This is a genomic window from Alkalibacterium indicireducens (assembly GCF_039522005.1).
In the GTDB taxonomy this organism is placed as follows: domain Bacteria; phylum Bacillota; class Bacilli; order Lactobacillales; family Carnobacteriaceae_A; genus Alkalibacterium; species Alkalibacterium indicireducens.
This window is the reverse complement of sequence record NZ_BAAADA010000078.1, coordinates 24,912-35,968: the sequence shown is the minus strand read 5'-3', so window position 1 is coordinate 35,968 and position 11,057 is coordinate 24,912. Positions and strand designations below refer to the sequence as shown.

Genomic DNA, 11,057 nt, shown 5'->3' with positions numbered 1-11,057 from the left:
CCGCCGTATACGGAACCGTACGTACGGTGGTGTGAGAGGACGGTAAATAAATTAATTATTTACCCCCTACTCGATTGTACATAGTCATAGTCACCGAAGATTTTGCATTTTATCTTCACTTTTATTACAATAGACCTATTCAATCGACACAGAAGAGGAGAAGATGATGACCCAATCAGAGAATAGACACGCATTGATTCTACAATGGTTGAAAGAAATCAAATTATATATTTTAGAACAGAAAAATAGTGATTTAGACGTTGAGCAGAAAACAGCAGATAATGATCTGGTAACAAAAATGGACCGCTCGATAGAAGAGCAGCTGGTAGAGAAGATCCGCAGGCATTTTCCTGAAGATAAAGTTGTAGGTGAAGAAGGCTTTGGGGACGGAGTTTCGAGTATGAATGGAACTATCTGGTTTATTGACCCAATTGACGGAACGCTGAACTTTGTCAAGCAGCAGGAAAACTACGCCGTTATGATTGCAGTTTATGAAGAGGGAGTAGGCCAGGCTGCTTACGTATATGACATTACCCGTGACAAATTGTACAGCGCAACTAAAGGGGAAGGGGTTAGTTGCAACGGTCAAAGGTTAGCTGAACCTGCGAACCTTTCACTCAGAGAGGGACTGATTGCAGCCAGTTCTGCACTGATGATGAGAGAAGATAAAACAATTATACGTGAGATTGGAAATACGAGCATGGGAGTACGTATGCTAGGATCTGCTGGACTTGAGAGTGTAGAGGTAGCTAAGGGGAGTGTAGTGGCTTATGTGGCTTCTAATCTCAAACCTTGGGATGTCGCTCCTGGACTTGTATTTATGGAAGAGCTGGGGATGTCTGCAGTGACGTTTACTGATGAACCGATCGATCTCCTGATTAACAATGACATTGTCTTTTCGACAAAAAATGCACACAAAGACATTATTAAGATGCTTAACGCTTAAAAAACGTTGTACATGTCTTCTAATTACTGATATAATATTCTCTGCAACAATACAGGATATATGGGAAACATTTATTCTTGAGTTAGGTATTCAGGAGTAAGTGTTTTTTTTGTGAAAGTATATGAAAGTGTTATGAAAACACTATAAGCCAATTATTGATTTAGAACCACAAACTGGAGGAAATTTATGAATAGACGAGATGATATAAGAAATATTGCAATTATTGCCCACGTTGACCACGGAAAAACTACCTTGGTTGACGAACTGCTGAAACAGTCGGACACTCTGGACGCGCACAGCGAACTAGGGGAAAGAGCTATGGATTCCAACGATATCGAAAGAGAACGTGGTATTACGATTCTTGCGAAAAACACAGCAGTTAAATACAAAGATCACCGTATCAATATTTTGGATACCCCAGGACACGCCGATTTCGGTGGAGAAGTGGAACGAATCATGAAAATGGTTGACGGTGTTATTCTTGTCGTGGATGCTTATGAAGGAACGATGCCTCAGACACGTTTTGTTTTAAAGAAAGCTTTGGAAATGAAACTTCGTCCACTAGTTGTCGTAAACAAAATTGATAAAGATACAGCTAGACCAGCCGAAGTGGTTGACGAAGTATTAGATTTGCTGATCGAACTGGATGCTGACGAAGAGCAGCTGGAGTTCCCTGTTATCTATGCCTCTGCAATCAACGGAACAAGCAGCTATTCTGCAGACTTGAGCACTCAAGAAAAAACGATGGAACCAGTCTTTGAAAGTATTCTTAAAGAAGTTCCATCTCCAGTAGATAACAGCGAAGATCCGCTGCAGTTCCAGGTCTCCCTTCTTGATTATAACGATTATGTCGGCCGTATTGGAATTGGGCGAGTTTTCCGTGGAACCATTAAAGTTGGAGACAACGTTACATTAAGTAAGCTTGACGGCACAACTAAGAATTTCCGCGTAACCAAGTTGTTTGGATACCTCGGTTTACAGCGTGTTGAAATTGAATCAGCTAAAGCGGGCGATCTGATTGCTGTTTCAGGCTTTGAAGATATCTTCGTTGGAGAAACAGTAACACCTGTTGACCATGTGGACCCGTTACCGATTCTAAGAATTGATGAACCAACATTGCAGATGACTTTCATCGTAAACAACTCTCCATTTGCTGGTAGAGAAGGTAAATTTGTGACTTCCCGTAAAATTGAAGAGCGCTTGATGCTTCAGTTACAAACGGACGTATCATTAAAAGTAGAACAGACAGACTCTCCTGATGAATGGATCGTTTCAGGAAGAGGAGAACTGCACCTGTCCATTCTTATAGAAAACATGAGAAGGGAAGGCTATGAACTGCAAGTTTCCAGACCAGTGGTTATCATAAGAGAATTTGACGGCAAGAAATTTGAACCGTTCGAAAGAGTTCAAATCGATACTCCAGAAGAATACATGGGTAGTGTCATTGAAAACCTGGGAACTAGAAAAGCAGAAATGCAGGATATGATTCATACTGGAAATGGACAAGTACGTTTAATTTTCCTTGCTCCTGCTCGTGGACTGATTGGATTCACAAATGAATTCCTATCTATGACACGCGGTTACGGAATACTGAACCATACATTTGACCAGTATCTACCAATGCTAAGCGGGAAAACAGGTGAACGTAGAAATGGTGCACTTGTGTCGATGGAGAATGGTGTCGCTACAACATACGGAATTATGAACCTGGAAGATCGAGGAGTAATCTTCGTAGAGCCGGGTACTGAGATTTACGAAGGGATGATCGTTGGTCAGCATAACCGCGACAATGATCTGGCTGTTAACCTGACGAAGGAAAAACAGAAAACAAATATCCGTTCAGCAAATAAAGACCAGACTAACGTTATCAAACGTCCAAGAATCATGACCCTTGAAGAATCACTTGAATTCCTGGCTGATGATGAGTATTGTGAAGTAACGCCTGAATCAATCAGACTGAGAAAGAAAATACTGAACAAGAATGAACGTGAAAAAGCAGCCAAGAAATCTAACAGCTAATCAGTTCGTATGATAGTCTAGTGCTGAACTCCGTGTCATACAGCCTTTCACATTCCTGAGCAGTATGCTATACTAATGTAAGTTATAGACTACTTATGGATGATAAGGAAAGGAAATGCCTATGGATCAGCTGCAAACTGCTCTAGCTAAAGATGTTCTTAACGAAGATGCGAAAAAGATATCATCACTGATTGAAAATCAGCAGCATCTTTGTGTATCGTGTCCTGCTTTTGAAGAAGTCATAGATACTCAAATGTTCGGATTTCGAAGAAAGTAGAATTTGCTATCGCTATGGGTATGATTGATGAAGAAGAAGGGCATCTGATGCTCGGGACCCTTGAGAAACATTTAAATGATGTTTACTCAGAGGCTTTTAACTCTAACCAAAATGACTGAAACTTAAAAAACCCTCTCACAAAGAGGGTTTTTTTGATATAATGAAAAAAACTCTTGAAGGTGAATTTAATGAGCGAACAAAAAAATGGAAGAGCCGGGCTTATCGTATGGCTTTATACTACAAAATATGTAAATAAACTAAAACGTTATGGGCTAGTGCACTATGTATCTAAAAATATTAATTACGCAGTTCTGTATGTGAACAAGGACGAACGTGAAGATCTGAGTAGAACCATCAGCAAACAGCATTTCGTCAGAAAAGTGGAAAATGCCTACCAGTGCGAGCTGCCGAAGACATTTGACGGTGTTCTCGACAAAGTGACGGAGATGACAAAGAAAAAAACTGAACTTGAAAAATCTGAACTGGAAACACCCAGACGAGTCATTTAATTATAAGATAAAGGATGGAAATATATGCGTGTAATCTCCGGTGAGTATGGTGGGAGACCCTTAAAAAGCTTAAAAGGATCGAACACCAGACCAACGACGGATAAAATCAAGGAATCTCTCTTTCATATGATAGGTCCTTATTTCAGTGGAGGAACTGCACTTGATCTTTATTCCGGAAGCGGCTCTCTTGGAATAGAAGCGGTCTCAAGGGGTATGGATAAAGCCTATCTGGTGGATATCAATCAGTCAGCTGTATCTGTGATCAATGAGAACGTAAAAATGACCAGGGAAGAAGATAAATTTACAGTATGGAAAAAGAAAGACAGGCAGGCGCTTGCTAGTTTTAAAACAGCAGAAGAAACATTTGACTTAGTGTTTCTGGATCCTCCTTATGCGAAGCAGCAGATAGAAGAGGTTATCGGACTTCTGGTATCGTATGAGCTTCTCAAACCGGACGCACTGATTGTATGTGAAACGGATAAACACGTCCTGATCACTCCTACCAGTCACAGGCTGGCAGTATATAAAGAAAAGACATATGGTACCACTAAACTGACTATATTTGAATGGGTGGAAGAATAAGTGAAAAAAGCAATGTACGTCGGCAGTTTTGACCCTGTGACAAGTGGACATGTCAATATTCTTGAACGTGCGTCACGACTGTTTGATGAAGTTGTCGTAGTCGTCAGTGCCAGTACAGCGAAAAAATACTGGTTCTCAGTCGATCAGCGTGTTGACATGATCCGAACCGCTCTTGAGAATAACGGAGTCAGACAGGTGAGTGTAATGGCTCACGACGGTCTGACCGTTTCTCTTGCAGAAGAACTGGATATTTCCATATTGATCAGAGGTATCCGGTCAATTAAAGATATGGAATATGAGGTAGATATCGCGACCTTGAATAAGATACAGAATAATAATATCGAGACAGTCTTTCTGATATCCGATGAACAGTATCGGTCGATCAGTTCGACTATGGTCAAGGAAATTGCCTATTACAATGGGAAAATCGATTCACTCGTTCCTTCTAATGTAGCTGGGGCACTTGTAGATGCAGTAATTAAAAGGCGGTCCTCTTAAGTGAAAAAAAGAAAAATTATTAAAGGTATAATCTATGCCACTGTTTTCTACTTCTTTTTCTTTGTGCCGATTCCTTATTATATTGAAAGACCGGGTAGTGCCGTTGAAATAAATCCGCTGATTGAAGTCGAAGGTGTAGTGGAACCTGTCGATGGAAGGTATATGCTGACGACAGTCGAAATGTTTCAGGCAACGCCTTTCACCAGCTTTTTCCAGTTCCTCCCTTTTCACTCCGGTGTCTGGGAGAGTCAGTTACTTGGTCAGATAGATGATTATGAAGAATACCGGACTATGCAGAGGTATTTCATGAGCAATTCGATCGATATGGCGAAAGTCGCTGCATTCGAGGAAGCAGGCTTGCCTTATGACATCGACTACCGAGGCGTATATGTAATGAGTATATCAGACGAGTCTCAGTTTGAAGACGAGCTCTTTCCAGGAGACAGTATTCTGGAACTGAACGGTGAGCGCTTTGAAAACACTCAGCAATTCGTTGATAGCGTAAGTGGGAAGGATGCAGGAGATACGGTCTCCCTTCTCATTGAAAGAGATGGCGAAGAACTGACAGTCGCTGGTGATCTTGTCGTGCTTGAAAGTACGGGTCAGCCAGGTATTGGAATTACTCTTGTGACCAGGACACAAGTAGAAACTGATCCGACAGTAGCCATCAACTCTGGAAATATAGGTGGCCCCTCAGCAGGATTGATGTTTGCCTTGGAAGTCTATACACAGATTACAGATTTCCCCTTAAATAACCTGCAGGTAGCTGGAACTGGAACCATCAATGAGTTCGGGGAAGTTGGTCGTATTGGTGGCGTCGATAAAAAAGTCGTAGCTGCTGACAGAGAAGGGGCAGATATCTTCTTTGTACCGGACGATCACGTAGATGAGGAGACGATTGCTCTTATACCGGATTACGTGTCGAATTATTATCTTGCCTTGGAAACAGCTGAAGCAATTGATACAGAGATGGAAATCGTTCCTGTACAACATATCAGCGATGCCATCAGCTATTTGGATCAGCTGGTTGGTGATTAAGGTACAGCTGAACAGCGCTTTAAATTATAGAAAACCGCAAATCTGGGTGTCCTCCCGAGATTTGCGGTTTTTGTATTCTTAGAACGGCTTTCTTTTAGATGTATTTTAGATAATCTGCGAATAAATACATCAGACAAAACGGTGATAAAGAGATTCTATAATTGAAGAATCTCATCTAGAGGATGGTAATCTCAGCAGAAGATATCTTTTGATGATCGAATAGCTGCTTGATTCATTTTAAGACTCACTCAATTCATCCGTTATGTCTGGTCTGAACTGGTTTTAAGACGTTTCTTAGAACCAACTCGTTGCAACTAAAAGCTCGAGTCTGTCGCAAGAGTTGTCTTAGCAACAACTCCCTATGCCTGAAAACTTATTGCTTCACTCAATCCATTACAAAAAAACGACATTAATTTAGTGAGTTTTAGCTTAAATGGTAAATATGTATAGTATGACCAGAAGGGAGAGTGAAGTGGGTACGTTTGAAAAATTAAAACCATTTATCATTACTGCAGTGGCTGCGGCAGCTATTGCTTTAGTAGGCTACAGACTGCTTATAATAAAGCAAGCTCCGTACGAGCAGCTGCCGGCGAGTGAGGAGCAGACGCTGGATAGCTTGTTGTCAGCAGATGAGCTTCCTAAAGACGAAGGCGGAGACAATATTGTGGATGCAGCCTCACCCAATACCGACAAGGGTCAAGTATCGACTGTATTTGTAGACGTGAAAGGGGCGGTCAACAAACCCGGTGTCTACGAAATGCAGTCTGGACAGCGTGTAGTGGATGCTGTCCAAGTTTCTGGAGGAACAGTGGAGCAGGCGGAGGTGAAAGCAGTCAATTTCGCCCAGCTCCTATATGATGAAATGGTCATTTACATTCCATATGAAGGAGAAGCGGCTGATCTCCCACTCTTTGAGATCAGCCCGTCCGGAGAAGAGACAGATAAAGGTAAAATAAACATCAACACTGCGGGAGTAGGAGAGCTGTTGGATTTAAATGGCATAGGACCGCAGAAAGCAGAAGCTATTGTTATTTATAGGGAAGAACAAGGTCCATTTGAAAAACCAGAAGACATCGTAAATGTATCGGGAATAGGAGAAAAGACGTTTGAAAAAATCCAGGATCAGATTATCGTACACTGACAGAGAATATTGCTTCACAAGTTCCGCTCTTGTATACTGTATAAATAGGTTAGACACTGAACATATTGAACACATTTGACAAGGAGTGACAAGATGAATGAGAGAATACCATGGGACCAGTACTTTATGTCTCAGAGCATGCTTCTATCCATGAGAAGCACCTGCTCGAGACTTGCAGTGGGTGCCACGATCGTCAGAGACAAACGAGTGATTTCCGGGGGCTACAATGGATCGGTAAGCGGTGATGTTCATTGCATCGATGAAGGCTGTTTTGTCGTCGACGGACATTGTGTGCGAACAGTCCATGCAGAAGCTAATGCGCTGCTTCAATGTGCCAAGTTCGGTGTGAAAACTGAAGGAGCCGATCTCTACGTCACTCATTTTCCTTGTCTGCAATGTACAAAACAGCTTATACAGAGCGGGATTCAAAAAATATATTATCTGAATGATTATCGAAACCATCAGTATGCCGTTGAATTGCTTGAAAAAGCCGGTGTCCTGACGGAAAAAATATCTGTACCGACGGATTTCTTCAAAACAATCGAGCAAGTTTACACTAATCCTGTTTAATAATTCCTGACTAGTGATCAGAGGAAGACTGATTATCTTTTCTATTCTGATAGGTTTACTGGTATCGTATATCCTGACCGGGTATACTGTGCTTCTTCTCATACTCATCAGCGCCATGATTAAAACAGTAAGGTCTGCGGACCGTCGTCTGACAGGACTGATTATTTTCAGTCTAGCTGTCGTCACTATCCGTATGCACGCAGCTGACGACCAATTTGATCCGTCGGACTCTATTCCAGAAGACTCCTATCTTGTTGAAGTTAAGCAGACAAGTTGGACCGTAGATGGTGATCGTCTTCGTTTTCAAGGATTGGCAATGAACGAAAAGGTCAGTCATGAAGTCATGGTGGTACACCGATTATCCAGCGAACAGGAAAAAGAAGAACGCAGAGCACTTATTCCATCTCACTTGTTGATTGAAGGCGAGTTAAACCAGCCAGGTCAGGCAACCAACTTCAATCAGTTTGATTATCGGACCTATCTGAATCGAAAGAATATAACCTATGTTCTGTATACGAATGAGATAGAAGACATTGACCTTGCGCCATCCTTTTTAGAACGGGCCTACAAAACAGATTCGCTTAGACAAGACCTGCTGAATTATTGTGACCGGATCTTTCAGCCGACTACCGGACGCTATATCAAAGCATTGATATTTGCAGACAGGCGGGAACTGGGAGCGGAAGTGACCGAGACCTTCAAGAAGTTAGGAATCATTCATCTTCTTAGTATTTCGGGACTACATGTCTCACTGCTGATTGGTATGATGGACCGAATTATGACTGGTATGACTGTGACCAGAGAGTCGAAGAGACTGGTCTTTCTTTTCATCCTGCCGGTGTTCTACATATTAGCGGGTTTTGGCATAAGCATATACCGGGCGGCCATGCAGGCATGGATCCGATACCTTTCCGATACTCTCGACTGGCACCTGACATCGCTTGACTGTTGGGGACTCACATTCTGTCTTGCCGTGTTTGTACGGCCAGTGATCATCTTTTCAGTGGGCTTTCAGCTGAGCTTTCTTATGAGCTTCATCCTTCTGTTTCTTTCTGATCAGGCCTTTTTCAGGGAGCTGTCGGGAATAAAGCAGATAGTTCTCGTCAACTGTGCACTATTCGCTTTTTCCGTACCAGTTCTCAGCTTTCATTTCTACGAGCTGTCCTGGGGCGTGCTCTTTTTAAACAGTCTGTTCGTACCGTATGTCACCTATCTTCTTATGCCAGCGCTTCTCATTCTTTTCGTTACCTCACCGCTTCTTGCACTTACTCAATTCGGGCTTATTCTGGATGAACTGGTCAGGTGGGTGATTGTCATTATGGAAAAGGCGAGTCTGATCATTGATCAGGCGATGTCACTGATGGTCGTCACAGGAAGGTTCAGTGGTACCATGATTGTACTATGGATCGTCTTCTGTATTTTAGGACTGCTTCAAGTGGAAAAGAGTAAAAAGTTAATTTCTACCATACCGGTTGCAGCTTTGCTCCTGCTGCTTATAAATGTGAATACCTATTCACCGATCGGCCAGGTTATGATGATCGATGTGGGTCAGGGCGATGCAGTTCTGATTAAAGAACCATTCGGGAGAGGATCTGTTCTGATCGACACTGGAGGCTTACAGGTATGGAATGAAAAGGAAGAGTGGCAGATCAGAAGCAATGACTATACGCTGGGAGAAGAGGTACTGATTCCTGTGATGAAAAGTCTGGGAATCAGAACACTCGATCAGCTGGTGATTACCCATCCGCATTGGGACCATTATGGTGCCATGAGCGAACTTATCCATTCCTTTCCTGTGAAGACGTTGGTGATGAATGACTTTACAAAAAACCACTCAGCCTTTCGACAGTCTCTTTCCCAGATAAAGGAAGGTGCCTTGAACGTTCGAATTATAAAACCCGATGAACCTGTGAAGCTGACAGATCAGCTTCATGTCATTCATGACAACTGGACAGACCAGACGAATGAAAACAACCAGTCTATCGTTCTGCTGGGCAGATATGGAAGACTGGACTGGCTGTTTACGGGAGACATAGAGGAAGTAAGAGAAAAGAATATAATGAAGCACTTCCCTGAACTGAATGCCGATGTACTGAAAGTTGCTCACCATGGTAGTAGGACGTCTACACACGAAGCATTTTTAAAACAGATCGACCCTGACTATGCTCTGATATCTGTTGGGGAGAACAACCGATTCGGTCATCCTTATCGGGAAAAAATCGATCAGCTGAGCGGGTATCCGGTCTCTCTGTTTCGAACCGACGAGAATGGGGGCATACGCTATACCTATTCGGACCTCAAGTATCTGGACAATTACCTTCAGAAAAAAGGGGCATTTAACGTAATGACTGATAACGATAGTAAGGAGTCAAATGATGAAAACAGCTTTTAAGCAACTGAAATCCATTTCCAATGATAAGCTCAACAGCTGTTATCTGATCTGGGGAACAGAAGAACTTCTCCTGGATAACGCTGTAAAAGCCTTCAATGAGAGAATGGAAGAAGACAATGAAGACCCGATGAACATCTACCATTTCGATCTGTCCGACACCCCGATACAGGATGTCATTCATGAAGCTGAAAGTTATCCTTTTTTCGGGGGTAATAAGCTGATCATTGTACATGACAGCTATATCTTTACAGGAAAAAAGGTGACACATTCCTTTACTCATGAAATTGAGCAGCTGGAAAGGTATATCAATGATCCTTCTGAGTTTTCAGTTCTGGTTTTTCTATCACCTTATGATAAGCTGGATAAGCGGAAGAAAATAACCAAACTTGTATTGAAGAAGGCTGAAGTAATTGAAGCCAATCCGGATAAGCAGACGGATGTAAAAGAATATGCGCTGTCTTTTTTCAGTCAGAAAGGATTGTCGATTTCCAGAGAAGGAGTAGATCTTTTAGTTAATCTGACCGATCATAATCTGACTCGAACGATCAGAGAAGCGGAAAAGCTGGCCTTATACCACTCAGGAGAAACGGCAGTATCGATCGATGCGATTCATCAGCTGGTATCCAAGTCACTGGAACAGAATATCTTTGAGCTGAACGAACGCGTACTTAAAAAAGATGTCGGTGGATCGATCCAGCTTTATCAGGATCTGCTGACTCAGAAAGAAGACCCTGTAAAGATTTTAGCTTTGATGATCAGTCAGTTCAGACTGCTCCTGCAGGTGAAGATACTTAAGAACAAGGGATATCAGCAGTCTGATATCGCAACGATACTGAAAGTGCACCCTTATCGTATAAAACTGGCTGTACAGAAACAGCAGAAGTTTCCTCAGTCTGTACTGTCTCAAGCGCATCACATGCTTATAACTGCAGACCATGAAATAAAGACTGGAAAGGTTGATCCTGAGCTGCAAATCGAGCTGTTTATATGGAAATTCTCCAAACTGCAGGAGAAGTTATAAGCAATGAATGAAAAAATCATTGAAAAAAGCTTGCAGATATTGTAAAATGGGGAATGTTGAATAA

Annotated in this window: 10 protein-coding genes and 1 pseudogene; all 11 read left to right on the top strand. The window is 42.2% G+C overall.

Features of this window, described 5'->3' with window-relative positions:
* Nucleotides 1-166 precede the first annotated feature (166 nt).
* Entirely contained in the window at nucleotides 167-946 is a 780-nt protein-coding gene (locus ABFX15_RS05090; protein WP_346024403.1) for an inositol monophosphatase family protein, read from the top strand.
* Between the two features lie 186 nt (nucleotides 947-1,132).
* A complete protein-coding gene (gene typA / locus ABFX15_RS05085; RefSeq protein WP_346024402.1) occupies nucleotides 1,133-2,965 on the top strand; it encodes a translational GTPase TypA in 1,833 nt (610 codons plus the stop codon).
* Nucleotides 2,966-3,086: 121 nt separating this feature from the next.
* Nucleotides 3,087-3,361 (top strand): annotated as a pseudogene (locus ABFX15_RS05080) (DUF1507 family protein).
* A 69-nt stretch (nucleotides 3,362-3,430) separates the two neighbouring features.
* On the top strand, nucleotides 3,431-3,751 hold the full coding sequence (locus ABFX15_RS05075) for a YlbG family protein (protein ID WP_346024401.1): 321 nt from the start codon (nucleotides 3,431-3,433) through the stop codon (nucleotides 3,749-3,751).
* A 24-nt stretch (nucleotides 3,752-3,775) separates the two neighbouring features.
* The gene (gene rsmD, locus ABFX15_RS05070) at nucleotides 3,776-4,333 is read left to right on the top strand and encodes a 16S rRNA (guanine(966)-N(2))-methyltransferase RsmD (RefSeq protein ID WP_346024400.1); all 558 of its coding nucleotides are present in this window, start codon (nucleotides 3,776-3,778) and stop codon (nucleotides 4,331-4,333) included.
* Nucleotides 4,334-4,831, top strand: coding sequence for a pantetheine-phosphate adenylyltransferase (gene coaD / locus ABFX15_RS05065; protein WP_346024399.1), 498 nt, complete (start codon nucleotides 4,334-4,336; stop codon nucleotides 4,829-4,831).
* Nucleotides 4,832-5,869, top strand: coding sequence for a SepM family pheromone-processing serine protease (locus tag ABFX15_RS05060; RefSeq protein WP_346024398.1), 1,038 nt, complete (start codon nucleotides 4,832-4,834; stop codon nucleotides 5,867-5,869).
* A gap of 472 nt (nucleotides 5,870-6,341) precedes the next feature.
* Nucleotides 6,342-7,010: a helix-hairpin-helix domain-containing protein gene (locus ABFX15_RS05055; RefSeq protein ID WP_346024397.1), complete on the top strand. Its 669-nt coding sequence runs from the start codon at nucleotides 6,342-6,344 to the stop codon at nucleotides 7,008-7,010.
* Between the two features lie 93 nt (nucleotides 7,011-7,103).
* Nucleotides 7,104-7,580 carry a ComE operon protein 2 gene (locus tag ABFX15_RS05050; RefSeq protein ID WP_346024396.1) on the top strand — a complete coding sequence of 159 codons (477 nt, stop codon included), beginning with the start codon at nucleotides 7,104-7,106 and terminating at the stop codon, nucleotides 7,578-7,580.
* Nucleotides 7,581-7,593: 13 nt separating this feature from the next.
* Nucleotides 7,594-9,972: a DNA internalization-related competence protein ComEC/Rec2 gene (locus ABFX15_RS05045; protein ID WP_346024395.1), complete on the top strand. Its 2,379-nt coding sequence runs from the start codon at nucleotides 7,594-7,596 to the stop codon at nucleotides 9,970-9,972.
* The gene (gene holA, locus ABFX15_RS05040; RefSeq protein ID WP_346024394.1) at nucleotides 9,956-10,993 is read left to right on the top strand and encodes a DNA polymerase III subunit delta; all 1,038 of its coding nucleotides are present in this window, start codon (nucleotides 9,956-9,958) and stop codon (nucleotides 10,991-10,993) included. The genes ABFX15_RS05045 and holA overlap by 17 nt, the downstream gene beginning before the upstream one ends.
* The last annotated feature ends 64 nt before the right edge of the window (nucleotides 10,994-11,057 follow it).